At 64.7% G+C, this 24,650-nt stretch carries 24 protein-coding genes; 15 read left to right on the top strand and 9 right to left on the bottom strand.

Annotated features, from left to right (window positions below):
- Nucleotides 1-44: 44 nt before the first annotated feature.
- Complete coding sequence (locus AC07O2_RS20380) at nucleotides 45-686, bottom strand: glutathione S-transferase family protein (protein WP_495234181.1); 642 nt, start codon at nucleotides 684-686, stop codon at nucleotides 45-47.
- 2 nt (nucleotides 687-688) lie between these two features.
- Nucleotides 689-1,375 (bottom strand): dienelactone hydrolase family protein, encoded by a 687-nt coding sequence (locus tag AC07O2_RS20375; protein ID WP_495099682.1) that lies wholly within the window; start codon nucleotides 1,373-1,375, stop codon nucleotides 689-691.
- Between the two features lie 92 nt (nucleotides 1,376-1,467).
- Here AC07O2_RS20375 and AC07O2_RS20370 point away from each other — a divergent pair, with 92 nt between their 5' ends.
- Both AC07O2_RS20370 and AC07O2_RS20365 read left to right on the top strand, forming a co-directional pair.
- Entirely contained in the window at nucleotides 1,468-2,253 is a 786-nt protein-coding gene (locus AC07O2_RS20370) for an SDR family oxidoreductase (protein ID WP_495234180.1), read from the top strand.
- Between the two features lie 11 nt (nucleotides 2,254-2,264).
- Nucleotides 2,265-2,894: a MarC family protein gene (locus tag AC07O2_RS20365; RefSeq protein WP_495099684.1), complete on the top strand. Its 630-nt coding sequence runs from the start codon at nucleotides 2,265-2,267 to the stop codon at nucleotides 2,892-2,894.
- A gap of 125 nt (nucleotides 2,895-3,019) precedes the next feature.
- Here AC07O2_RS20365 and AC07O2_RS20360 read toward each other — a convergent pair whose 3' ends face one another.
- A complete protein-coding gene (locus AC07O2_RS20360; RefSeq protein WP_495234179.1) occupies nucleotides 3,020-4,366 on the bottom strand; it encodes an MATE family efflux transporter in 1,347 nt (448 codons plus the stop codon).
- 127 nt (nucleotides 4,367-4,493) lie between these two features.
- On the opposite strand from AC07O2_RS20360, the gene AC07O2_RS20355 reads away from it, so the two are divergent.
- The 4 genes from AC07O2_RS20355 to AC07O2_RS20340 all read left to right on the top strand — a co-directional run bounded on the left by AC07O2_RS20355 (nucleotide 4,494) and on the right by AC07O2_RS20340 (nucleotide 8,111).
- Nucleotides 4,494-4,841: an aminoacyl-tRNA synthetase gene (locus tag AC07O2_RS20355; protein ID WP_495234178.1), complete on the top strand. Its 348-nt coding sequence runs from the start codon at nucleotides 4,494-4,496 to the stop codon at nucleotides 4,839-4,841.
- A gap of 89 nt (nucleotides 4,842-4,930) precedes the next feature.
- On the top strand, nucleotides 4,931-5,395 hold the full coding sequence (locus AC07O2_RS20350; protein WP_495234177.1) for a hypothetical protein: 465 nt from the start codon (nucleotides 4,931-4,933) through the stop codon (nucleotides 5,393-5,395).
- A gap of 37 nt (nucleotides 5,396-5,432) precedes the next feature.
- The gene (locus tag AC07O2_RS20345; protein ID WP_495234176.1) at nucleotides 5,433-7,058 is read left to right on the top strand and encodes a GMC family oxidoreductase; all 1,626 of its coding nucleotides are present in this window, start codon (nucleotides 5,433-5,435) and stop codon (nucleotides 7,056-7,058) included.
- A gap of 294 nt (nucleotides 7,059-7,352) precedes the next feature.
- Nucleotides 7,353-8,111 (top strand): sulfite exporter TauE/SafE family protein, encoded by a 759-nt coding sequence (locus AC07O2_RS20340; RefSeq protein WP_495099689.1) that lies wholly within the window; start codon nucleotides 7,353-7,355, stop codon nucleotides 8,109-8,111.
- 57 nt (nucleotides 8,112-8,168) lie between these two features.
- Here the strand turns inward: AC07O2_RS20340 and mrdA are convergent, their stop codons facing one another.
- From mrdA to AC07O2_RS20320, 4 genes are read right to left on the bottom strand one after another with little or no spacing between them, the layout of a single operon-like run.
- Nucleotides 8,169-10,235 (bottom strand): penicillin-binding protein 2, encoded by a 2,067-nt coding sequence (gene mrdA, locus AC07O2_RS20335; protein ID WP_495234175.1) that lies wholly within the window; start codon nucleotides 10,233-10,235, stop codon nucleotides 8,169-8,171.
- Complete coding sequence (gene mreD, locus AC07O2_RS20330) at nucleotides 10,232-10,759, bottom strand: rod shape-determining protein MreD (RefSeq protein ID WP_495099691.1); 528 nt, start codon at nucleotides 10,757-10,759, stop codon at nucleotides 10,232-10,234. The genes mrdA and mreD overlap by 4 nt, the downstream gene beginning before the upstream one ends.
- Nucleotides 10,760-10,784: 25 nt before the next feature.
- Complete coding sequence (gene mreC / locus AC07O2_RS20325) at nucleotides 10,785-11,699, bottom strand: rod shape-determining protein MreC (RefSeq protein ID WP_495099692.1); 915 nt, start codon at nucleotides 11,697-11,699, stop codon at nucleotides 10,785-10,787.
- Between the two features lie 35 nt (nucleotides 11,700-11,734).
- Complete coding sequence (locus tag AC07O2_RS20320) at nucleotides 11,735-12,778, bottom strand: rod shape-determining protein (RefSeq protein WP_295952839.1); 1,044 nt, start codon at nucleotides 12,776-12,778, stop codon at nucleotides 11,735-11,737.
- Nucleotides 12,779-12,977: 199 nt separating this feature from the next.
- Between AC07O2_RS20320 and gatC the strand changes: the two genes are divergently transcribed.
- Genes gatC through gatB form a run of 3 tightly spaced genes read left to right on the top strand, consistent with a single transcriptional unit; the run spans nucleotide 12,978 to nucleotide 16,215 of the window.
- Complete coding sequence (gene gatC / locus AC07O2_RS20315) at nucleotides 12,978-13,277, top strand: Asp-tRNA(Asn)/Glu-tRNA(Gln) amidotransferase subunit GatC (RefSeq protein WP_495099693.1); 300 nt, start codon at nucleotides 12,978-12,980, stop codon at nucleotides 13,275-13,277.
- 6 nt (nucleotides 13,278-13,283) lie between these two features.
- Nucleotides 13,284-14,756, top strand: coding sequence for an Asp-tRNA(Asn)/Glu-tRNA(Gln) amidotransferase subunit GatA (gene gatA, locus AC07O2_RS20310; RefSeq protein ID WP_495234174.1), 1,473 nt, complete (start codon nucleotides 13,284-13,286; stop codon nucleotides 14,754-14,756).
- A gap of 1 nt (nucleotide 14,757) precedes the next feature.
- Nucleotides 14,758-16,215, top strand: a complete 1,458-nt coding sequence (gatB, locus tag AC07O2_RS20305) for an Asp-tRNA(Asn)/Glu-tRNA(Gln) amidotransferase subunit GatB (protein WP_495234173.1) — start codon at nucleotides 14,758-14,760, stop codon at nucleotides 16,213-16,215.
- Between the two features lie 12 nt (nucleotides 16,216-16,227).
- Here gatB and AC07O2_RS20300 read toward each other — a convergent pair whose 3' ends face one another.
- On the bottom strand, nucleotides 16,228-16,824 hold the full coding sequence (locus AC07O2_RS20300; RefSeq protein ID WP_495234172.1) for a DUF4124 domain-containing protein: 597 nt from the start codon (nucleotides 16,822-16,824) through the stop codon (nucleotides 16,228-16,230).
- A gap of 23 nt (nucleotides 16,825-16,847) precedes the next feature.
- On the bottom strand, nucleotides 16,848-17,540 hold the full coding sequence (pyrE, locus tag AC07O2_RS20295) for an orotate phosphoribosyltransferase (RefSeq protein ID WP_495099697.1): 693 nt from the start codon (nucleotides 17,538-17,540) through the stop codon (nucleotides 16,848-16,850).
- An 11-nt stretch (nucleotides 17,541-17,551) separates the two neighbouring features.
- On the opposite strand from pyrE, the gene AC07O2_RS20290 reads away from it, so the two are divergent.
- From AC07O2_RS20290 to AC07O2_RS20265, 6 genes are all read left to right on the top strand, one after another.
- Nucleotides 17,552-18,373, top strand: a complete 822-nt coding sequence (locus AC07O2_RS20290) for an exodeoxyribonuclease III (protein WP_495099698.1) — start codon at nucleotides 17,552-17,554, stop codon at nucleotides 18,371-18,373.
- 14 nt (nucleotides 18,374-18,387) lie between these two features.
- Nucleotides 18,388-19,416: a LacI family DNA-binding transcriptional regulator gene (locus AC07O2_RS20285; RefSeq protein ID WP_495234171.1), complete on the top strand. Its 1,029-nt coding sequence runs from the start codon at nucleotides 18,388-18,390 to the stop codon at nucleotides 19,414-19,416.
- A gap of 123 nt (nucleotides 19,417-19,539) precedes the next feature.
- Nucleotides 19,540-20,565, top strand: coding sequence for an ABC transporter substrate-binding protein (locus AC07O2_RS20280; RefSeq protein WP_495234170.1), 1,026 nt, complete (start codon nucleotides 19,540-19,542; stop codon nucleotides 20,563-20,565).
- Nucleotides 20,566-20,590: 25 nt separating this feature from the next.
- Entirely contained in the window at nucleotides 20,591-22,759 is a 2,169-nt protein-coding gene (locus tag AC07O2_RS20275; RefSeq protein ID WP_495234169.1) for an ABC transporter permease, read from the top strand.
- Nucleotides 22,756-23,832: an ABC transporter ATP-binding protein gene (locus AC07O2_RS20270; RefSeq protein WP_495234168.1), complete on the top strand. Its 1,077-nt coding sequence runs from the start codon at nucleotides 22,756-22,758 to the stop codon at nucleotides 23,830-23,832. The genes AC07O2_RS20275 and AC07O2_RS20270 overlap by 4 nt, the downstream gene beginning before the upstream one ends.
- Nucleotides 23,829-24,626, top strand: a complete 798-nt coding sequence (locus tag AC07O2_RS20265; RefSeq protein ID WP_495234167.1) for an inositol monophosphatase family protein — start codon at nucleotides 23,829-23,831, stop codon at nucleotides 24,624-24,626. Before AC07O2_RS20270 ends, AC07O2_RS20265 begins: the two co-directional genes overlap by 4 nt.
- The last annotated feature ends 24 nt before the right edge of the window (nucleotides 24,627-24,650 follow it).

Below are 24,650 nucleotides of genomic sequence, written 5' to 3'. Positions count from 1 at the left end.
GTTCCACGGTATCTCTGGAAGGGGGAGATTGGCGCCGCTGGTGTTTACACCAGCGGCTGCGGAATCTTCTCCGTTGCAAAGGCGCGTTGCACTGCGGGGCGGGCCAGTACGCGCTGCAGGTAGGGGCCTAGCTGCGGCAGGCTGCGCGCGGGGCGGGCGAAGTTGCGGGTCCAGCGGCACAGCATCAGGGCGTAGGCGTCTACGGCGCTGTACTGTGCGCCCAGCAGCCAGGGGCCGCCATGGCGGGCCAGCTCGGCTTCCAGTTGGTCCAGCAGACTGCCAACGCGTGCCTCCGCGTGCGCCTTTACGCTGGCCGCACCTGCTGCGTCGTCGGCCCAGCGTTCGGGGTAGAAGTACAGGATCAAGCTGGCCTGCAGCGTGTTCGTCAACCACACCAGCCATTTGTAGAAATGCGCGCGCTCGGGCGTGGCCAAAGGCGGCACCAGAGCGGCTGCGGGGTGGCAGTCCGCCAGGTGCAGGCAGATGGCGGCTGCTTCATACAGCACCAGGTCGCCCTCCACCAGCACCGGGATCAAGCCGTTCGGGTTCAGGCGCAGATACTCGGGCGATTTGTGGCCACCGTGTTCACGGTCTACCGGCACCAGCTGGAACGGCAGGCCCAGCTCTTCCAGCAGGATGTGCGGCGCCATGCTGGCCGTACTGGATGCGTAGTGCAGCTGCAACATACTCACGCCAGGTGCCGCTCGAAAAATGCCAGCGAACGCTCCAGCGCCAGGGCGGCCGACGGGGCATCGAAAGCGCCACGCTGGTCGCAGTTGAAGCCGTGGTCTGCCGGGTACAGCCGCAAATCCACGCCGGGGTGGGCCTGGCCAAAGGCCTTAACCGACTCCAGACTGATGCCATGGTCGCGCTCGCCAAAGTGCGACAGCACCGGCACCAGGGGCTGGCGTGCCACTTCGGCCGGGCCGGTCATGCCACCGCCGTAATAGGTGACCACCGCGCTCAACCCCGGCACCAGGCTGGCCGCACGCCAGCTGAGCAAGCCGCCCCAGCAGTACCCCACGGCACCGACTTTGCCCGCACGGGCTGCATAGGCCAACGCGGCCTGGATGTCATGCATCAAGATGGTGACGCCCTGGGCCTCGGCGGCGGCCTTCAGGGCGATGCCGGCCTGTACATCCTCGGGGGTGTAGCCAATATCCACCCCGGGCTGGACACGCTGGAACATGGCCGGCGCCACCACCAGGTAGCCCGCAGCGGCGTAACCATCGGCCACGGAACGGATGTGGCTGTTCACACCAAAGATTTCCTGGAGCACCAGCACCGCGCCCTTGGGCGCGCCGCTGGGCGTAGCCACATAGGCCGGCAGCACAAAACCGTCGGCGGCGGTGAGATCAACGAAAGAGGAAGACATACAAGCAGCTCCTGAAAGGACTAAGTAGGCAGGGATCTATCCGAGAGCGGCATGGTACTGGTATCGTTCCATCTCCACAGACAAGGCCCGGCATGACCCCATCCCCTGCTCATCCCGTATTGCTGGTCACTGGCGGCGGCCGGGGCATCGGCGCTGCCACCGCGCGCCTGGCCGCTCAGCGCGGCTATGCGGTAGCCATCAACTACGCACACAACGCCGCTGCGGCCGAACAGCTGGTAGCCGACATCCAGGCCCAGGGCGGCCTGGCTCTGGCGGTGCAGGCGGATATTTCCGATGAAACCCAGGTACTGCGGCTGTTTGCCACAGTAGATGCGCAGCTGGGGCCGCTGCGCGCCCTGGTCAACAACGCTGGCGTGGTGGATGTCACCGCCCGCGTGGACAGCATGGACGCGGCCCGGCTGCAACGCATGTTCGGCGTGAACGTGATCGGCAGCTTCTTGTGTGCGCGCGAAGCCGTGCGGCGCATGGGCACGCGCCAGGGCGAGCGCAACTTCGGCCCGGGCTACGGCCAGGGCGGCGCCATCGTGAATGTGTCCAGCGCCGCGTCGCGCCTGGGCTCACCCGGCCAGTATGTGGACTACGCGGCGTCCAAGGGCGCCATCGACACCCTGACCATCGGCCTGGCCAAGGAAGTGGCCGACGAGGGCATCCGCGTCAACGCCGTGCGCCCGGGTGTAATCGACACCGAGATCCATGCCAGCGGCGGCCTACCCGACCGGGTGCGCGACCTGGCCGCCGGCATTCCCATGCAGCGCGGCGGCACGGCCGAAGAGGTGGCCCAGGCCATACTGTGGCTGCTCAGCCCCGAAGCCAGCTACACCACCATGGCACTGGTGGATGTGGCGGGTGGACGTTAAGCTCGGCGCCCATGGATACCAAACCCCTCATCACCCTGCTGGCGATCGTCAACCCGCTGGCCATCGTGCCTTTTTTCATCCACTACACGCAGAGCTTCTCGGCCGCGCAGCGCAAGCGCACCATCTGGGTGTCGTCGTTCAGTGTGTTCGTGGTGATCGCCATCAGCGCCCTGCTGGGCCTGCAGATCCTGGACTTTTTCAATATCTCGCTGGCCAGCTTCCAGGTCGGCGGCGGCCTGCTGCTGATGACCTCCTCGCTGAACATGCTGAACGCCCAGCCGGCCGAGGCCAAATCCAATGCCGATGAAATACAGGACGCCTCCGAGCGCGCCGCCGTGGGCTCCAGCATCGCCGTGGTGCCGCTGGCCATTCCCCTGCTGACCGGCCCGGCCAGCATGTCCACCGTGGTGATCTACGCCGACCGCGCCAAATCCTTCTGGCAGCTGATGACCCTGGTAGGCTACGGCGTGGTGATCGGCCTGGCCACCGCCCTGTGCTTCGCGCTGGCCCAGCCCATCGCCCGCATCCTGGGCAAGACCGGCATCAATGTGATGACCCGGCTGATGGGCCTGATCCTGGCCGCGCTGGCGGTGGAGGTGATGGCCGAGGGCCTGCACAAGCTGTTTCCGGTACTGGGCTAACCCATATGCACTCCGTCATCTCGGGCGTCTTACTGGCGCTGACCTGGGTAGCACAGACCTTCAGCGACAGCTGATTGCTATTTAATTGGTAGCTACTAGCGCAGATAGAACCTGCGCTAGCGGTATTATTCCTGCCCAATCTGCCGGGCCAGGCGCGTGGCCATCAGCATCGCCATCACGCCGAAAATGGCGCTGCCCACACCGGCCCCGGCCAGCACGCCCACCGGGCCGTAGTGCGCGCCCCACCAGGCAAACGGAATAGTGCCCAGCGTGGCCCGGGCCCAGTTGAAGCCCGTAGACCACAGCGGGCTGCCCAGGTTGTTGAACGCGGCATTCGCCACGAACAACGCGCCGATAAAGAAGAAGCTGGGCGCCAGCCAGCTGCAGTACATGCGGACCAGGTGCGCCGCATCGCCGTCCACGCCGAAGGCCTGCACCAGCAGGCCCTGGCCCAGCGCCAGCAGCAGCCAGGCAGCGCCCACGGCCATCACCATGAAGCGCAGGCTGTCGCGCAGGCCCTGGCGCACCCGGTCGAACGCGCGGGCCCCCAGGTTCTGGCCCAGGATAGGGCCAACCGCCCCGCTGAGCGCGTACACCATGCCAAAAGCCACCGGTGTCAGCCGGTCGATGATGGCCTGGCCGGCCACGGCCGAGGCGCCAAACTGCGCGATGGAATGCGTCACAAAGGCCGCCCCCACCGGCGTCGCCAGATTGCTCAGCACGCCGGGGCCGGCTACCGCCGCCAGGGCCCGGGCATCGGCCAGCAGGTGGCCGCGCTCCAGCCGGCCCAGCAGATGGTGGCGCAGCACGCCGCGCAGCCCTACCGCCGCCAGAATGCTGCGCGAGACCACCGCCGTGGCAGCAGCGCCGTCCAGCCCCATGTGCAGGCCGAAAATCAGGATCGGGTCAAGCACCGCCGTGACCACCGCCGCGCCCAGGGTCACCTGCATGGCGCCCCGCGCATCGCCCACCGAGCGCAGCAGAGCCGAGCAGGCCATGCCTATGCCCAATAGCGGCAGGGCATGCACGGTCACGCCCAGGTAGCGCGCGGCCAGCCGCTCGGTCTCGCCCGCCGCGCCCAAGGTGCGCAGCAGCGGGTGCAGAAACGGCGCCGTGCCGCTGCCCACCAGCGCCGCCGCCAGCACCATCCAGAACAGGCTGGACATGGCCAAGCGGCGCGCATCCTCGGCCCTGCCTGCACCCACCGTACGCGACACCACGGCCGCAATGCCGATGGTCAGCCCTATGCACAGCGAGGTGTGGAAGAAGCCCACCACCCCGGCAAAACCCACGGCCGCGGCAATCGACTGCTCGCCCAGGCGGGCGATGTAGAACAGGTTGATCAAATCCACCACAAACACCGCCACCAGCCCGATGGCCGAGGTAGTGGACATCACCGCCACATGGCGAAACAATGGACCGGTCACAAAACGGGCAGAAGCGGAACCAGCGGAACCAGGGGATGCAGGCATGGCGCAGACCGGTAAAACGGGGCACCATGGTAACTGTGCTGCACTATTAAATATATAGCTGCTTGCGCTTGTTATATCTGCGCAGACGGCCGGTTTTACTTGCCACAACATAGGAGTCCATATGCGCATGACCGACGAAGAATACTTCCGCAGCTGTGTTGCCAAGGAACGCCAGCTGGCCCATTTGCTGGGCCACCACCAGATCGAGGAATGCTACGAGAGCGCGGGCACGTTGTGGGAAGGCACGCACAAGCTGCCGCAGTGGACCCGCAGCTGGGCCGCCTGCGGGCCGCTGCTGGCGCAGCACGGCATCCAGCTGCTGTTTGGCAGCGATGCAGCGGGCGCCTGGGTGCGCGCCGGCAGCACCACCCAGCACATGGCCGACCACCCGAATGCCGACCGCGCAGTGATGATGGCCGTGATCAGGGAAGTGATACACCGGCTGGAACACCCCAAGGCGGTGCGCGCGGCTTGATACAGGTGCCGGCAAACGCAGGAATTGCAGGGATTTTCAACCGCTTAGCTGCAATTCATTGCTAAGGTCAATGGCTACCATGGCTCTCCATGAACAACCCAAGCCTGCGCCACGATTCGCCCTGGAACACCGAGCTGTTGTTGCCCCGTGTGACAGACAACCACCAACTGCTGGAGCTGCAGATTCTGCTCGGCGGCCTGCAACTGGTGCTCAGCCGCGTCCACCCGGCCTTCGTCGCCACCCGCTTCGTTGCCACACGGCAGCTGACGCTGCGGCTGATACGTGGCATCGAATACGACGATGCCCAGAAAGCCCATGTCGGCAGCTCCGACCTGCAACGCACGCTGAACGAAACCGAGAAGTCGCTGGACCCCGGCAGCCTGATGGTGCTGCGCAAGCTGCTGACGCAAACCATCAAGGACGAGCAGACTGCCGCCCCAATGGCGCATGCCGAGTTCACCTACAGCGACTTCATTGCCGAAGAGCAGCTGGCCGCCAAGTTCGGCAACCGCCAGGCCGAGCAACTGGGCAGCGCCGCACTGGCACCGCACTGAGAGCGGCCCGGCGCCGGCTGCGCACTTGAGCCGCCCCGTGGACACGCATTTCGACACCATCATCATCGGCGCCGGCACCGCTGGCTGCCTGCTGGCCAAGCGCCTGAGCGAAGACCCGCAGCGCCGCGTGCTGCTGCTGGAAGCCGGCCGCCACGACAACTACCCCTGGATCCACATCCCCGTGGGCTACCTGTACTGCATAGGCAACCCGCGCACAGACTGGCTCTACCGTACCCAGCCCGAGCCTGGCCTCAACGGCCGCGCGCTGCGCTACCCGCGCGGCAAGGTGCTGGGCGGCAGCTCCAGCATCAACGGCATGATCTATATGCGCGGCCAGGCCCGCGACTACGACCATTGGGCCAGGTTGACCGACGACCCGGCCTGGAGCTGGGAGCAAACCCTGCCCTACTTCCGCCGCCACGAGGACCATTACCTGGGCGGCGACGCGCTGCACGGCGCGGGCGGCGAATGGCGCATTGAAAAGCAGCGCCTGCGCTGGGACGTGCTGGACGCCTTCGCCCTGGCGGCCCAGCAGGCCGGCATACCCGCCAGCCCCGACTTCAACCGCGGCGACAACCATGGCGTGGGCTATTTCGAAGTCACGCAAAAGCGCGGCTGGCGCTGGAACACGGCCAAGGCCTTTCTGCGCCCGGCCTGCATGGGCCGGCCCAACTTCACGCTGTGGACCTCGGCCCAGGTGGAGAAGCTGAACACCGCCACCCAGGCCGACGGCAGCCTGCGCTGCACCGGCGCCCAGGTGCGGGTGGACGGGCAGATGCTCACGGTCCACGCGGCGCAAGAAGTCATTCTGTGCGCCGGCAGCATAGGCTCGCCACAGATACTGCAGCTGTCCGGCATAGGCCCGGGTGCGCTACTGCAGCGGCACGGCATTGCCGTGGCGCACGAGCTACCCGGCGTGGGGGCCAACCTGCAAGACCATTTGCAGATACGCGCCGTGTTCAAGGTGCAGGGCGTACCCACCTTGAACGTGCTGGCCAACAGCCTGTGGGGCAAGGCCCGCATCGGACTGGAATACGCGCTGCACCGCAGCGGCCCGATGAGCATGGCGCCCAGCCAGCTGGGGGCCTTCACCCGCAGCGACCCGGGCCGGCCCTACCCCAACATCCAGTACCACGTGCAGCCGCTGTCGCTGGACGCGTTTGGCGAGCCGCTGCACCGCTTCCCAGCGTTTACCGCCAGCGTCTGCAACCTCAACCCCACCAGCCGTGGCTCGGTGCAGATCCAGAGCCCGCGCATGGACGACCCGCCGGCCATCGCACCGCAGTACCTGAGCACGGCCGAAGACCGCCAGGTGGCCGCCGATTCGCTGCGCATGACCCGGCGCATCGTCGCCCAACCGGCGCTGGCACCCTACCGCCCCGAGGAATGGAAGCCCGGCGCGCAGTACCAGAGCGATGCCGAACTGGCCGCGCTGGCCGGCGACATCGCCACCACCATCTTCCACCCCGTGGGCACCACCCGCATGGGCCGCGCCGATGACCCGCTGGCCGTGCTGGACAGCCGCCTGCGGGTGCGCGGCGTGGCCGGTCTGCGGGTGGTGGACGCGGGCGCCATGCCCAGCATCACCAGCGGCAATACCAATGCCCCCACGCTGATGCTGGCCGAAAAGGCCGCCGAGTGGATACTTCGGCCGGAACTTTGATGTAGATCAAACGCCTGGCCGGGCCAGGGTAAGTCCTCATACACGTGCACCGACATGGGGCTACATTTACGCCACTTGCAGAGAGGACCAGCGCCTCTACCAGCGAGGGTCCGGGGAGACATCCAGCAGAATTATCAAAATATGATTTAGACATCCGAACGAGATGTTTTTCAAAAGCGCCGCTTCATCCCGGCGCTTTTTTATTTTCTGGACAAAAATCGCCTCTAGCGCAGGTTCTTCCTGCGCAACCAGCTACCAAATAAATAGCAAACCAGGGATGGGAAAATCCCCGGCATGGAACTCCTATTTGTCTCGTTGGCCTCACTTCTGGCCGGTTTTATCGATGCCATCGTTGGCGGTGGCGGCCTGATCCTGGTGCCCGCCCTGTTCGCCACCTTCCCCAGCACCCACCCCGCCACGCTGTTCGGCGTGAACAAAGGCGCCTCAATTTGGGGCACGGGCTTTGCCACCTGGCAGTACAGCCGCCGCGTCGAGATGCGCTGGGCTGCGCTGCTGCCAGCCGCACTGGCCGGCTTTGTGGGCGCCTTCGGCGGCGCCTGGCTGGTCACGGTAATTTCGCCCGACTTCTTGCGCAAGCTGCTGCCCCTGGTGCTGGTCGCCGTGCTGGGCTATACGCTGGTAAAAAAAGACCTGGGCCGGGTGCATGCGCCGCGCTTCAGCGGCCGCCAGGAGGCGCTGGTGGCCAGCGCCATCGGGCTGACGATTGGTTTCTACGACGGCTTCTTTGGCCCCGGCACGGGCAGCTTTTTCGTGTTTCTGCTGGTGCGCTGGCTGGGCTACGACTTTCTGACCGCCTCGGCCTCGGCCAAGTTGCTGAACACCGCCACCAACCTGGCGGCGCTGATTCTGTTCATCTCCACCGGCCACATCTGGTGGCACTACGTGCTGTTCATGGCCATCGCCAATGTGGTGGGTAGCGTGCTGGGCTCGCGCCTGGCGCTGAAGCATGGCACGGGCTTTGTACGCGGCGTGTTCATCGCGGTGGTGAGCGCGCTGATCTTGAAGACCGGCTACGCCGCCTTTTTGCAATAGCACGCCAGGGCTGTATTGCTACGAATTAGATAGCCACCTGCGCAGTTACTACCTGCGCTAGCCGGCTTTTTTCTGTACAAGTACCGGCCGACTGGCAGGTGCGCGCGGTGCAGATGCGCCGGACGCCGCAGAGGCCACTCCAGCAGCGACAGAAGCCGCCGCCACAGGAGGAGAGGCCGGCGCGCCGGGCAGGTCGGGCACATCGGCCACGGCACGTGGCGTGCCTATGGGGGTCTGGGCCAGGCCCTTTTGTACCGCTGCCATGTCTTCTACCGAAGGGTATTGGTGCAGCAACCAGTAGTCGAAAACACGGCGCGCGATCGGCGCGGCATTGGCTCCACCAAAGCCGGCGTTTTCCACCACCATGGCCAGGGCGATCGTCGGGTTGTCCGCCGGGGCGAAGGCCATGTACAAGGCGTGGTCGCGGAAGCGCTCGGCGGTGCGCGCGGCGTTGTATTTTTCGTTCTGGCCTATGGTCACCACCTGGGCTGTGCCGGTCTTGCCAGCAGCCACATAGCTGGCGCCACGGAAGGCCGTGGCGCCCGTGCCCTCCACGTTCACGCCCACCAGGGCTTTCTTGATGACGTCGATGTTCACGGCCTTGGCAATCGACTCGGCCTTGATCTCGCGCAGGGTTTGCTGCGCGGTGTGCGAGACCACGTCCACCACCTCTTTCACCAGGTGGGGCTTCATCTTCACGCCGTCGTTGGCGATGATGCCGGTGGCCGAGGCCAGCTGCAGCATGGTGAAGTTGTTATAGCCCTGACCAATGCCCAGCGAGATGGTTTCGCCGGCATACCACTTCTGTTGCTCGGGCCGCTTGTAGGCGCGGCGCTTCCAGTCGGTGGACGGCAGAATGCCGCGCACCTCGCCGTAGATGTCGATGCCGGTGAGGCTGCCAAAGCCGAACTTGCCAACTTCGTCGTGGATCAGGTCCACGCCCATGTCGTTGGCCAGCATGTAGTAATAGGTGTCGCAGGACTGGACGATGGATTTGTACATATCCACCGTGCCATGGCCACCTTCCTTGTCGTCACGGAAGCGGTGGCCGGCCAGCAGGAAGAAGCCGGGGTCGAAAATCGCCTGCTGTGGCGTGCGCTTGCCGGTTTCCAGCGCGGCCAGGGCCATGAAGGGCTTGTAGGTGGAGCCTGGCGGGTAGGTGCCGCGCAGAGCCCGGTTCAGCAGCGGCTTGTCGGGCGACTCGTTCAGCGCGGCCCAGTTCTCTGCATCGATACCTTCCACAAACAGGTTCGGGTCGAAGGTCGGTTTGCTGACAAAAGCAAGCACCTCGCCGGTCTTCGGGTCCAGCGCCACCATGGCACCGCGCCGGTCGCCGTACAGGTCTTCGATCAGCTTCTGCAGCTTGATGTCGATGGACATGACCACGGTGTTGCCGGGAGTGGCCGGGTTGCTGGCCAGCTTGCGCACGGCACGGCCGCCGGCCGAGGTTTCGATTTCCTCCACCCCGGTCAGGCCGTGCAACTGGGCTTCATAGCTTTGCTCCACGCCCAGCTTGCCTATGTATTCCGTGCCGCTGTAGTTGTCGGCATCGTCCGAGTCGTCGATGCGCGCCTTTTCGGCCTGGTTGATGCGACCGATGTAGCCGATCACGTGGCTGGCCAACTCACCGTAAGGGTAGCTGCGGAACAGGCGGGCCTTCACGTCCACACCCGGGAAGCGGTAGCGCTGGGCGGAGAAGCGGGCCACCTCGATATCCGTCAGCCGGGTGCGGATGGGCAGCGATTCGAAATTACGCGACTCCTCCAGCAGTTTCTTGAAACGGCGCCGGTCGCGCGGCTGGATATCCACCACCTGGGACAGGCCCTCGATGGTTTCCTCCAGGTCCTCCACTTTGCTGGGCGTGATCTCCAGGGTGTAGGCCGAGTAATTGCTGGCCAGCACCACGCCATTGCGGTCCAGGATCAGACCCCGGTTAGGCACCACCGGGACAATCGCCGTGCGGTTGTTTTCGGCCTGCTCCAGCAAGTCCTCATGCCGCACGATCTGCAAATAGCCCAGCCGCGCCACCAGCCCGCTAAAGGCCAGCGCCACCACCACCCCTGCCGCCACCAGCCGTGTGCGAAAGCGCGACAGCTCGGCGCCAACATCCTTCAGTTCGGTCATAGAGGCCGGGTTTTATCGGGGTCGGGTGCCATGCGCTGTGGCGCCAGCAAGGCCACGCTGACGAAAGGCCACAGCACGGCCTCCAGCAGAGGGGCCAGCAACATCCACCAGCCAGGGAAGATGCCGCCGCCCAGCATGCGCAGCACCAGATCGATCACATGGGCCGCCACGAACAATGGCAGCACCTGCATGGCCTGGGACGGCACCGTAAACCACAGCAGCCGGCGGTGCATGGCAATCGCCAGAAAGCTGAGCACGGTGTAGGACAGCGCATGCTGACCCAACAGGCCGGTCTGGTGCACGTCCATGCACAGCCCGAAAAAGAAGGCCGTACCAATCCCCACGCGCAGGGGCTGATGCACGCTCCAGAACACCAGCAATACGGCCAGCAGGTCCGGCACCCAGGGCACACGGCCCCAGGCCATGTTCACCGCCATATTGAAGAACAGCGCCAGCACCAGGCTGAAAGCAATGAAAACTGGATTTGCAGGCAACAGCAGCTGCTGGCCAGGACGCATGATCATAAGCAGCCCCTGCGCATATAAGTGCTCACTTCTTTGCTCCTTTTTTGGGAGCAGCCGCAGGAGCTGGCACGGGCAGATCGGGCAGACCCACGGGTTGCAGCACCATCACATGGCGTGCGCCCGATACCTGGGCCACCGGGCTGCAGTAAATACGCGCAAAGGCCGAGTCGGCGCGCCGCTCGATACGGGCGATCTTGGCCACCTGCAGACCCAGCGGATAGACGCCGTCCACCCCGCTGGTGGTCAGCACATCACCCACCTGCACGTCCGAATTGCCGGCCATGAAGCGCAGCTCCAGCTGGCTGCCCGAGGCGCTAGTGGGGTCGCCATAGGCCACGCTGCGGGCGCCGGTGCGGGTATTCAGCACGGGAATCGCCTGGTCGCGGTCGATCAGCAAAGTGACCTCGCTGACCATGGGGTGGGCCCGCGTCACCTGGCCCAGCACGCCCAGTCCGTCGAGCACGGGCGAGCCGGCCACCACGCCCTGGGTCGTGCCCTTGTCGATGATGACCTTGCGGGTATAGGGATCGGCCGCGTCGTACAACACCTCGGCCGTCTGTTGTGGCGTGGATATCTGGGCACGCAGCTCCAGCAGCTGGCGCAGGCGCTGGTTCTCCAGCGCCAGCATTTCCACCTGACCGGCGCGTTGCGACTGGGCTGCCAGTTGGCGCTGGGCCTGGTCGGCCTGGGCCTGCAGGCTGGACAGGGACTCCATGTAGGCGCCCCCACCACGTACCAAGCGCAACGGCTCCATCACCACCCACTGCACGGGGTACAGCACGGTGGCCAAAGCGGCGCGCAATGGCCGCATCAGGGTAAAACGCGCATCGGCCACCATCAGAAACAGGGCCAGGGCGCTAAAGAAAATCAGCTTGCTCAGGGCCGAAGGGCCCTGTTTGAAGAACGGTGGGGGGTTTCTGTCCAGCGTACCAAGTGGCATCGCTGTACCTCTGGTTGGAAGTCGCTAAAACCGGCTTATTCGCTGGTGAAGATGGAGCCCAAACGCTCCATCCGCTCCAGGGCGATACCACAGCCGCGTACCACGCAGGTCAGTGGCTCTTCGGCCACCAGCACCGGCAGGCCAGTTTCTTCGGCCAGCAGGCGGTCGAGGTCGCGCAGCAGGGCGCCACCGCCGGTCAGCATCATGCCGCGGTCGGCAATGTCGGCACCGAGTTCAGGCGGGGTTTGTTCCAGTGCGTTCTTGACGGAGGCCACGATGTTGTTCAGCGGGTCGGTCAGCGCTTCCAGAATTTCGTTGCTGGAGATGGTGAAGCTGCGCGGCACGCCTTCAGATAGGTTGCGGCCCTTGACTTCCATCTCTTTGACTTCGGAGCCGGGGAAGGCCGAGCCGATATTCTTCTTGATGGCTTCGGCGGTGGGCTCGCCGATCAGCATGCCGTAGTTGCGGCGGATGTAGTTGATGATGGCATCGTCGAAACGGTCGCCACCAACACGCACACTGCCCTTGTAGACCATGCCGCCGAGCGAGATCACACCGACTTCGGTGGTACCGCCGCCGATGTCCACCACCATGGAGCCGCTGGCTTCCGACACCGGCAAGCCGGCGCCGATGGCCGCTGCCATGGGTTCTTCGATCAGGTACACCTCGGAGGCGCCGGCGCCCAAAGCCGATTCACGGATGGCGCGGCGCTCGACCTGGGTAGAGCCGCAAGGCACGCAAATAATGATGCGCGGGCTGGGGCGGAATACGCCACGCGGGTGCACCATCTTGATGAACTGCTTGAGCATCTGCTCGGTGACGGTGAAGTCGGCGATCACGCCATCTTTCATCGGGCGGATGGCCTCGATGTTGCCGGGCACTTTGCCCAGCATGGCCTTGGCTTCCTTGCCTACGGCTTGGATGGTTTTTTTACCCTGGGGTCCGCCTTCATGGCGGATGGCGACTACGGACGGTTCGTCGAGCACAATGCCCTTGCCGCGTACGTAAATCAGGGTGTTGGCGGTGCCAAGGTCAATGGCCAAGTCGGTGGAAAAGTACCGACGAAAAGTCCCAAACATGCAAAATCCTCTCAGGCATGGCCTGCGCATCGGCCTGCCATCGCCCTGTATAACGGGTCAAATAGGGGTTTTCGGTGCAAATACCGGCGATTTCGCAGCGGATACACCAAAGGCGGGATAATACCGCATCCCCTGTGCAGAACGCCCGCGTACGCCGCGTAAACGGCACTTTACTTTCGTTTTCTCACCTGTCTTACACATGGCCCTGACGCTTCCAGAACTCGACCGCATTGCCAATCTGGCACGGCTAGAACTCCAACCCGCCGAGAGCGAGCGCCTGCTCTCGCAACTCAATGGTTTTTTTGGCATTGTGGAAAAAATGCGCGCGGTGGACACCACCGGGATTGAACCGCTGGCGCACCCGGTGGCCGCCATCCAGGACATCACGCTGCGCCTGCGCGACGACGTGGTCAGCGAGCCCAACCAGCGCGAAGCCAACCAGCAAACCGCCCCTGCCGTGGAACGCGGCCTGTTTCTCGTCCCTAAAGTCATTGAATAAAGCGCCATGAGCCTCCCCTCCCAACTCCACGACCTGTCGCTGGTCGAACTGGCCCAAGAGCTGCGCGCACGCAAGGTCTCCGCCGTCGAAACGACCCAGCATTTCCTGGCCCGCGCGCAAACCCACGCGCCGCTGGGCGCCTACCTGGCCATGGACGAAGCCGTCAGCCTACGCCAGGCCCAGGCCGCCGATGCGCGTCTGGCCAATGGCACGGCCGGTACGCTGGAAGGCGTGCCGATGGCGCACAAGGACATCTTCGCCACCAAAGACTTCCCGACCACCGCCGGCTCCAAGATGCTTGCCGGCTATCGCTCACCTTTTGATAGCACAGTTGTCAATCAACTGGCGCAGCAGGGCGTGGTTACCCTGGGAAAACTGAACTGCGACGAATTCGCCATGGGCTCGGCCAATGAGAACTCTGCCTTCCAGCCCGTGCAAAACCCCTGGGACACCAGCCGCATCCCCGGCGGCTCGTCGGGCGGCAGCGCGGTCGCCGTGGCCGCGCGCCTGGTGCCGGCAGCCACCGGCACCGACACCGGCGGCTCCATCCGCCAACCGGCATCGTTCTGCGGCATTACCGGCATCAAGCCGACCTATGGCCGTGCGTCGCGCTACGGTATGGTGGCGTTTGCCTCCAGCCTGGACCAGGCCGGTCCGATGGCGCGCAGCGCCGAAGACTGCGCGCTGCTGCTGAGCACACTCTGTGGCCCGGACCTGGACCGCGACTCCACCTCGCTGGACCTGCCCGCCGAGAACTACAGCCGCCAGCTGAACGACTCCATCGAAGGCTTGCGTATCGGCGTACCGGCGGAATTTTTCGGCGAGGGTCTGGCGCCTGACGTACGAGCCGCCGTGGATGCCGCGCTGCAGGAATACACCAAACTAGGCGCCAAGCTGGTGCCCATCACACTGCCGCGCACGGAAATGGCCATCCCGGTCTACTACATCATTGCGCCGGCCGAGGCCTCCAGTAACCTGAGCCGCTTCGACGGCGTGAAATTCGGCCACCGGGCCGACAAATACGTCGACCTGGTCGATATGTACAAAAAGACCCGCGCCCAAGGTTTTGGCGACGAGGTGAAGCGCCGCATCATGATCGGCACCTATGTGTTGAGCCACGGCTACTACGACGCCTACTACCTGCAGGCGCAAAAAATCCGCCGCATGATTGCCGACGACTTCCAGCAAGCCTTCCAGCAGTGCGACGTGATCGCCGGCCCGGTGGCGCCCACCGTGGCCTGGAAGCTGGGCGACAAGTCCGCCGACCCGGTCGCCAGCTACCTGGCCGACATCTTCACCCTGCCCTCGTCGCTGGCCGGCCTGCCTGGCATGAGCATTCCCGCCGGCTTTGGCGAGGCCGGCATGCCTGTCGGCCTGCAGCTGATAGGCAACTACCTGCAGGAAGCCAAGCTGCTGAACGTGGCGCACCGCTTCCAGCAAGCCACCGATTTCCATCTCCAGCAACCCGCCGGTATCTGACATGAGCAAAGCTACAACCTCCCTGCTGGTGCAGGGCTATGAAGTCGTCATCGGCTTTGAAACCCATGCCCAGCTCTCCACACAGAGCAAAATCTTCAGCCGTGCCTCCACGGCCTTCGGTGCCGAACCCAATACCCAGGCCTGCGCGGTCGATCTGGCCTTGCCCGGTACACTGCCGGTGATGAACAAGGGTGCGGTCGAACGCGCCATCCAGCTCGGCCTGGCGCTGGGCTCGCACATCGCGCCGCGCAGCGTGTTTGCGCGCAAAAACTACTTTTACCCGGATCTACCCAAGGGCTACCAGATCAGCCAGTTCGAGATTCCGGTGGTGCAAGGCGGCAGCGTAGAGTTCTTCCTGGGCGACGAGAAGAAGTCCGTGCGGCTGGTGCGCGCACATTTAGAAGAAGATGCGGGCAAATCGCTGCACGAAGACTTCATTGGCCAAACCGGTATCGACTTGAACCGCGCCGGCACGCCGCTGCTGGAGATCGTTACCGAGCCGGACATGCGCTCCAGCGCCGAGGCGGTAGCCTATGCCAAGGAGCTGCACAAGATCGTCACCTGGATCGGCATCTGCGACGGCAACATGCAAGAGGGCTCGTTCCGCTGCGACGCCAACGTGTCGGTGCGCAAGCCCGGCGGCCCCTTGGGCACACGCCGCGAGATCAAAAACCTGAACAGCTTCAAGTTCATGCAGCAGGCCATCGACTACGAAGTCCGCTGGCAGATCGACCAGATCGAAGACGGGCTGGAGATCCAGCAGGCCACGGTGCTGTTCAACCCTGACACCGGCGAAACCCGTGCCATGCGGACCAAGGAAGACGCCGCCGACTACCGCTACTTCCCCGACCCCGACCTGCCGCCGCTGGTGGTGGCGCCCGAATGGGTGGAGCGCGTGCGCTCCGAAATGGCCGAGCTGCCCCGTGTCATGGCGGCCCGCTTTGTGGCCGATTTCAGCCTGTCGGAATACGACGCCAATGCCTTGACCCAAAGCAAGGACATTGCCGGCTATTTCGAAGCCGCCATTGCCGCCGGCGCCCAACCCAAGCTGGCCGCCAACTGGATCATGGGTGAGCTGGCACGGCGCCTGAACGGGCAAGACCTGGGCATTGCCCAGGCCCCCGTGCCGGCGGCGAAACTGGCGCAAATGCTGGTGCGCATTGCCGACAGCACCATCTCCAACAATGCCGCCAAGCAGGTGTTCGATGCGCTGTGGACCGATGCCGACGCCCAGGTGGACGCCATCATCGAAGCCAAGGGGCTGCGCCAGATGAACGACAGCGGCGCGCTGGAAGCCATCGTGGATACGGTGATTGCGGCCAATGCCAAGAACGTGGCCGAGTTCAAAGCCGGCAACAGCAAAGCTTTGAACGCGCTGGTGGGTCAGATCATGAAGGCCAGCCAGGGCAAGGCCAACCCAGGGCAGATCAACGAACTGCTGAAGGCCAAGCTGGCCTGATAACCCGGCGGCTCAGCGGGCCCCGCTCCACAGGGGCTTGAGCCGGGCCAGCTCTTCGTCGAAGCGGTCGTTCACGCGCTGCTTCTCTTGCTGCTGGTTGGCGATGAAGCGCTGTTGGGCCAGCACGCTCTCGTCGTTGTCTGTCATGCGGCGGCGCAGGGCAAACGGTGCTTTACTGGGGTCCTTGGCGTAAAACTCCATCTCTGCGTCCAGGGACTTGCGCTGCTGCGCCAGATCGGCCAAACGGGTATTGGCCGCGCGGATCACCTCGTCCACCTGGGTCAGGGCTTCGCTGCGGCTGGCGTCGTGCGCGGCCTGGTTCTTGTAGCGGGCCAGCAGCGCGCGGTTGCGCCGGCGCTCTTCGTTGGCACGGGCCTTGTCTTCCGTGTCCTTTTTCTCCAGGGCGGCCTGGGCGGCTTCTTCTTGCGGGGTGAGCACGGGGGCAACACTGCGTTTCACCGTGCCGCTGGAGTTGAGCTCTTTTTGCTCGCGGTCCATACATTCGGGAATCGGCCGGTCAGAGGTGAGACGCTTGCCCCGCCCGTCTATGCAGGTGAAGATGCCTTGCGCGCCCGTACCAAGGTGCAGGCCAGCACACAGAGCAAACATCCCCAAACACCTCACCCAAGCTATCACACGGTTCCTTTGTCTACGCCGTAGCGCTGCCTATATGCCAGCACCTTCGGGTAGTGAGCCCGTAATTCGTCTGTGCCATTTGTTTCCAAATATTGCAGCAAGTCGGCCAGCTTCGCAATAGCGCACACCTGCATGCCCAATTGGTCACGCACATACTGCACCGCGCTGTGGGGTACATCACGCCCAGCCTCGGTCGCCATTTCCTGGCGGTCCAGCGCAATCACCACCGCATGGGGCGTGGCGCCGGCAGCCTGGATCAGGGCAATCGACTCGCGGGCGGCTGTGCCGGCCGACATCACGTCGTCCACGATCAGCACCCGGCCCTTGAGCGGCGCGCCTACCAGGGTGCCACCCTCGCCGTGGTCTTTGGCTTCCTTGCGGTTGTAGGCAAATGGCAGGTTGCGGCCATGCCGGGCCAGCTCCACCGCCACAGTGGCGGCCAGCGGAATGCCTTTGTAGGCCGGGCCGAAAATCATGTCAAACTCGATGCCGCTGTGCAGCAAGGCCTGTGCATAGAATTCGGCCAGACGCTGCATGCGGGCGCCGTCGTCGAACAAGCCAGCGTTGAAGAAGTAGGGGCTTAAGCGGCCGGCTTTGGTTTTGAATTCACCAAAGCGCAGCACCCCCGCATCGACCGCGAACTGCACAAAATCCTGCGCCAAACTGCCCGGCGCTTTACTTTCCACCATGGGGGAATTCCTTGTTCAAATTAACCAGCCTGAATTTAAACGGTATCCGCTCGGCTGCCACCAAAGGCGTAGAAGCCTGGATCGCCGCCACTGCGCCGGATTGTATTTGTGTCCAAGAAGTAAAGGCCCAGGCGGCCGATGTGCAGGGCAAATTCGAACAAATGGCCGGCCTGCAAGGCTACTTTCACTTCGCCGAAAAGAAGGGCTACTCCGGCGTGGGCGTGTACAGCAAACATACCCCTAGCGAAGTCGTGACGGGCTATGGTTCACCGGAATTTGACGCCGAAGGCCGCTACGTGGAACTGCGCTTTGACACGCCCAAGCGCAAGTTCTCCATCATCAGCTGCTACTTTCCCAGCGGCTCTTCGGGTGACGAGCGACAGCAGGCCAAGTTCCGCTTTCTGGCCGAAATGCGCCCCTACCTGACCGCCTTAAAGCAAAGCCGCGATTTCATCCTTTGTGGGGACGTCAACATCGCCCACCAGGCCATGGACCTGAAAAACTGGCGCGGCAACCAGAAAAACAGCGGCTTCCTGCCCGAAGAGCGCGCCTGGATGACCCACCTGCTGGCCCGTGCAGACCTGGACCCGTTGGCCGCCGAAGGCCTGGGCCTGGTCGACGTGTACCGGCAACTGCAGCCCACCGCCACCGACACCGCCTACACCTGGTGGAGCAACCGCGGCCAGGCCTATGCCAACAACGTGGGGTGGCGGCTGGACTACCACCTGGCCACGCCAGCCATCGCAGCCCTGGCACGCAGCGAGCACATCTACAAGGATGTGAAGTTCTCCGACCACGCGCCTATCACCATCGACTACGACTTCGCGCTGTAAACCGGCATCGCCCCATGGCCACCGACAACCATTCGTCCTGGATCACCGCCGCCGACGTGGCGCGCAAGGCCGGGGTGTCGCGCTCGGCGGTATCGCGCACCTTCACGGAAGGCGCCAGCGTCTCGCCCGAAACCCGGGAAAAGGTGCAACGCGCCGCCGAGGCTCTGGGCTACCAGGTGAACATGCTGGCGCGCAGCATGATCCAACGCCAGAGCAATCTCGTCGGCGTGGTGGTCAAGGGCTTTAGCGACCCCTTTCTGCAGAGCCTGCTCGGGCCCATCACCCACCACCTGGCACTGCGCTCCTTGGCCCCGCTGCTGATGGACGCCAGCGAGCCAGAGCAGCTGGCCAAATCGCTGCGGCACCTGCTGCAGTACCGGATTGCCGGGGTCATCCTGACCTCGGGCACACCGCCCATAGAGCTAGCCCAGGAATACCTGCGGCTGCGCGTGCCCGTGGCCATGATCAACCGCTCGCCCGATCTGGAAGGTGTGGACGTAGTCAACAGCGACCACTTTGCCGGCGGTGCCATGGCAGCCCGCGCCCTGGTCGCGCAGGGTGCACGCAAGCTGGTCTTCCTCAGCTCCGTTACCGCCACCTACAGCGCCCGCATCCGTGGCGAGGGATTCGTGCAGACCCTGGCGCCTGCCGCGCAGCGCGGCGAGCTCAGCCTGCGCTGCGTGGACGCTCCCGCGGCCAGCTATGCCGGCGGCTTCGATGCCGTGCAGACGCTGCTATCCGACACGCCGACCCGGCCAGACGGCATCTTCTGCGCCAACGACGTGCTGGCCTGTGGCCTGGTGGACGGCGCACGCCAGCATATGGGGCTGCGGGTACCTGAGGATTTCCAGGTCATAGGCTTTGACGACATCCCCATGGCCAGCCTTTCGGCCTATGCACTGACCACTCTGCGCCAGGACGTGGATGCACTGGCCCAAAGCGCAGTTGCCTGCCTGGCCGAACGCATGGCCGAGCCCGACATGCCCGGTCGCACGCTGCAAGTGCCGGTCACGCTCATGGGCCGCAGCAGCACCCGCATCTAGCACTTACCAGAGACCAGAGGCTTCCGAGGGAAGACCCTAGTGCATGGTTTTCGTGTGTGATCTACATTGCACACGTGTGCAACGCGTTTGCACCCCTCTGCCATCGACCTTGGAGACACAAGCATGAAACGCAATACATCCCCCAAACTGGCGCTCGCCGCGCTGCTGCTACTGCCCCTGGCCAGTCAGGCTGCAGACCGCCTCAACGTGCTGTGCGCAGCCGACAACGACTGGTGTGAGCTGATGCGCAACGCGTTTGAAAAGGAAACCCAGGTCGAGGTATCCATGGTGCGCAAAAGCGCAGGCGAAATCTTTGCCCAGATCCGCGCCGAAGCCAGCAACCCCAAGACCGACATCTGGTGGGCCGGCACCGGCGATCCGCACCTCCAGGCCGCAGCCGCCGGCTACACCGAGGTCTATAAATCACCCCTGCTCGACAAGCTGCAGCCCTGGGCACAGAAGCAGGCCGAAATCTCCGGCTACCGCACGGTGGGCATCTATGCCGGCCTGCTGGGCATTGGCTACAACCCCGAGGTGCTGAAGCAGAAGAACATCGCTCCGCCCAAATGCTGGAAGGACTTGCTGAATCCAGCCCTGAAGGGCGAGATCCAGATCGCCAACCCCAACTCCTCCGGCACCGCCTATGCCACTATCGCCACGCTGGCCCAGCTGCAGGGCGAGAACGAAGCCTTCGCGTTCATGAAGAAAATGAACGACAACGTGGGCCAGTACACCAAGAGCGGCTCGGCACCGGCCAAGGCGCTTGCACGCGGTGAAACCGGTATTGGCATCACCTTCCAGCACGACCTGCTGAAGGAAACCATCGCCGGCTTCCCGGTGGAAGTGGTGTCGCCCTGCGAAGGCACGGGCTACGAGATCGGCTCCATGAGCCTGGTCAAGGGCGCGAAAAACATGGCCACTGCCAAGCGCTTCTATGAGTTCGCGCTGCGCGCCGATGTGCAGTCCCTGGCCGTCAAAGCCGGCTCCTACCAGGTGCCGTCCAACAAGGCCGCCACCATCCCCGCCAAGGCGCCGCGCCTGGAAACCGTCAAGACCATCAACTACGACTTCGCCAAATACGGGAGCGACGAAGTTCGCAAGCGCCTGCTGAAACGCTGGGACGACGAGATCTTCTCGCTGTCGCGCTGATCCGCCCCCTGAAAGAAAGTTTGTGATGAAGTCTTTACGCGGCTGGCTCTGGCTGGCTTTGATGGCAAGCGTGCTGGCGCCCTGGCACGTACAGGAAGCCGGCCTGTTCGGCGGCGAATGGTTGCACACCGGCTGGCCCGGCGACGCGCAGACCGCCGGCGCCTTGTGGCAGGTGCTAGGCCTGCAGCGCTACGGCCTGCTACCCCTGGTGCTATGGCCGGCACTGGTGGCCCTGGTCTGCCTGCTGCCCTTACAGCGCCGAGCCAAGGGCGCGGGACTGTGCGGGTTGGCCACCGCAGCCCTGCTGTGGCTGGCCTATCTAGGCTGGGGGCCAAGCGCCGCCGGTCTGCCCGGCCTGGGCTGGGGAGCATTGCTGTTCACCACCAGCGCCCTGTTTGTGCTCAGCACCGGCGCCGCCTGGATGGGCGCTTGTCGCGGCGATGTATTCGTCTGCGGTGTCATCGCCATGCTGGCGGCCCTGGTGGGCTTGTTCGTGATGTTCCCGGTGCTGCGCGTGCTGGCCGGCGCGTTTGAACAAGAGACCGGCTACAGCCTGCACGCTGCCTGGGCCCGCGTGGCCGATGGACGCATCTGGTCGCTGGCCTGCGTGGCCAGTGCCCGTGGTTGCGGCGTGGCCTGGAACACAGTCTTCCTGGCGCTCTGCACTGCCGCCGGCTCGACCCTGCTGGGCCTGACCTTTGCGCTGGTGGTCACACGCACCGGCTTCCGCTTCAAACGCATCCTGCGTGCGCTCACGGTGCTGCCCATCATCACGCCGCCCTTCGTCATTGGCCTAGCGCTGATCCTCTTGTTCGGCCGCAGCGGTGTGGTGTCGGCCTGGGTGGCTTCCGTATTCCAGGTTCCCGCAGGGCGCGGCCTCTATGGCTTTTACGGCGTGTGGCTGGCGCAGCTACTGTCGTTCACGCCCATCGCCTTCATGGTGCTGATCGGTGTGGTCGAGGGCGTGAGCCCCTCGGTGGAAGAAGCCTCGCAAACCCTGGGCGGCTCGCGCTGGACCACCTTCTGGCGCGTCTCGCTGCCGCTGATGCGCCCGGGTCTGGCAAATGCCTTCCTGGTGGCCTTCATCGAAAGCATGGCCGACTTCGGCAACCCTATGGTGCTGGGCGGCAATTTTGGGGTGCTGTCGACTGAAATCTATTTCGCCATTGTCGGTGCGCAGAACGACGGCGGCCGTGCAGCCGGGCTCGGCCTGATCCTGCTGGTGTTCGCCGTCAGCGCCTTCCTGGCCCAGCGCCACTGGCTGGGCAACAAGTCCTACACCACGGTCACCGGCAAGGCCGACAACGGCCAACACGCCGGGCTGGACCGGCGCCTGTCGGCCGTGCTGGCAGTCATCGCCACGCTATGGACCGGCTTTACCCTGGTGCTGTACGGCATGATCCTAGCCGGTGGCTTCGTCAACCAATGGGGCCGCGACAACAGCTTCACACTGCGCCACTACGCCAGCGCTTTCGGCATCGAGTCCGACGGCCATGGCCTGCGCTGGATAGGCACGGCCTGGGACTCGTTGTTCACCAGCCTGATGATTGCCGGCATCTCGGCGCCGCTGACCGCCGCCCTCGGCCTGGTCGCCGCCTGGCTGCTGGTGCGGCAAAAGTTTGCCGGCAAGGGTACATTCGAATTTGCCACCATGCTGAGCTTTGCCATCCCTGGCACCGTCATCGGCATCAGCTACATCCTGGCCTTCAACGTGCCGCCGATTGAGCTGACAGGCACCGCCGCCATCCTGTTGCTGTGCTTTGTGTTCCGCAACATGCCGGTAGGCCTGCGTGGCGGCATGGCGGCCATGAGCCAGCTGGACCGCAGCCTGGATGAAGCCTCCACCATGCTGGGCGCCAACAGTTTCACTACCGCGCGCCGCGTCATCCTGCCACTGATGCGGCCGGCGCTGAGCGCAGCCCTGGTGTACAGCTTTGTGCGCTCCATCACCTCGATCAGTGCGGTGGTGTTCCTGGTCAGCGCCAAGTACAACATGGCCACGGCCTACATCGTCGGCCTGGTGGAGAACGGGCAGTACGGCATTGCCATCGCCTATTCCAGCGCGCTGATCGTGGTGATGCTGGTGATCGTGCTGGCCGCACAGAGTCTGGTCGGCAAACGCCGGCTGCGCAGAGTGGAACGGGTAGAGGGTGCCGCCCCTGCCCCGGTATTTTCTTTAAAGGTGGAATCATGAGCACTGCCGCAACGCAGGGCGCGCTGGTCTTCGAGCGCGTCACCAAACAATACGGCAAGGTCGTCGCCGTCAACGATGTGTCTTTCAGCATTCCGCAGGGCACGCTGGTCACCCTGCTCGGCCCCAGCGGCTGCGGCAAGACCTCCACGCTGCGGCTGATAGCCGGGCTGGAACATGTGAGCCAAGGGCGCATCTTCATCGCCGGCCAGGACGTAACCCAGCAGTCGGCCATCGAGCGCAACGTTAGCATGGTGTTCCAGTCGTACGCACTGTTCCCGCACATGACGGTGCTGGAAAACGTGGCCTACGGCCTGGAGGTGGGCGGTGCCCGCAAGGCCGATGCACGCGAGCAGGCCATGGAAGGCCTGCGCCTGGTCGGCCTGACCGACTTCGGCCCGCGCCTGCCCAGCGAACTCTCCGGCGGCCAGCAGCAGCGTGTGGCCGTGGCCCGGGCCCTGGTGCTCAAACCCCAGGTACTGCTGCTCGACGAGCCGCTGTCCAACCTGGACACCAAGCTGCGCCGCCGCGTGCGCGAGGAAATCCGCGAGATCCAGCAGCGCCTGCAGCTCACCGCGGTCTACGTCACCCACGACCAGGAAGAAGCCCTGGCCGTGTCCGACCAGATCATCGTGATGAACAACCAGCGCATCGCCCAGCAGGGCACGCCGCGCGAACTGTTCGACACCCCGGCAGACGAGTTCGTGGCCGACTTCATCTGCGACGCCAACCGTGTAAGCGGCAGCGTGCGCGGCGCCCTGGCGGACGGCAAGGCCGACTGCCTGCTGGGCGGCCTGGCCGTGCCACTGGCCAACCCGCGCGCCTACCGCGGCGACATACGCATCGCCGTGCGGCCGGACGCTGTGCAGCTCACGGCCGCCACCGGCAGCGACGCCCTGGTCGGCCAGGTCCGCCACGCGGCCTTCCTGGGGACGGAGATGCAGTACGCCGTGGAATCGCCGCTGGGCGAATTGTTTGTGCGCCAGACCGATATGCACCAACCGCTGGCCGTGGGCGCGTCGGTCGGTATCCGCTTCGCCCAGCACGGAGTTTGCATCGTAGGAGGCCAGGCATGAGCACCGCAGCTATTGCCGCGCGCTACGCGCTGGCCCAGAGCATTGCCCGCCAGGCCGGCATGCAGGCCCTGGAATGGTTCCGCCAGCGCGACCAGTTGGTGATTGAGTCCAAGGGTTTACAGGACATGGTCAGCGCCGCCGACAAAGACACCGAGCTGTACGTCCGCGCCCAGGTGTTGGCGCAGTTTGCAGACGACGGCTTTCTGGGCGAAGAAGGCGGGCTGGACCGCGAGGACGCGGCCTATCTGTGGGTCATAGACCCGATCGACGGCACCGCCTGCTTCGTCAACGGCATGCATGCCTGGTGCCTGTCCATCGCCGTGACCCACCAGGGCAAGCCGGTGATCGGCGTGGTGTTCGACCCGAACAGCAACGAGATGTTCCACGCCTGCGACGGCCACGGCGCTTTCGTCAACCAGCAGCCCATCCATGCGCACCAGGCCCACAGCATCACCGAAGGCGTGCTGGGCGTGGGCTTCTCACACCGCGTGCCGGTCAGCGCCTTTGTGCCGTTTCTGGGCCGGGTGCTGGAGGCGGGCGGCATGTTCATCCGCAACGGCTCGGGTGCGCTGATGCTGTCTTATGTGGCGGCCGGCCGGTTGATTGGCTACTACGAGCCGCACATCAACTCCTGGGACTGCCTGGCCGCCATCGTGCTGGTGCGCGAGGCCGGCGGCCAGGTAAATGACTTCTTGGCACACAACGGGCTGCACAAGGGCAACCCCATCATCGCCGCTGGTGCGCACATTTATGCGCCGCTGCTGGCGCTGATAGACCCGGCCACGTCAGCCTGACGCTCACCTGTATTGCTATCAAAA

The organism is Rhodoferax sp. GW821-FHT10B06 (assembly GCF_059415605.1).
This window is presented reverse-complemented; position numbering and strand designations above follow the sequence as displayed.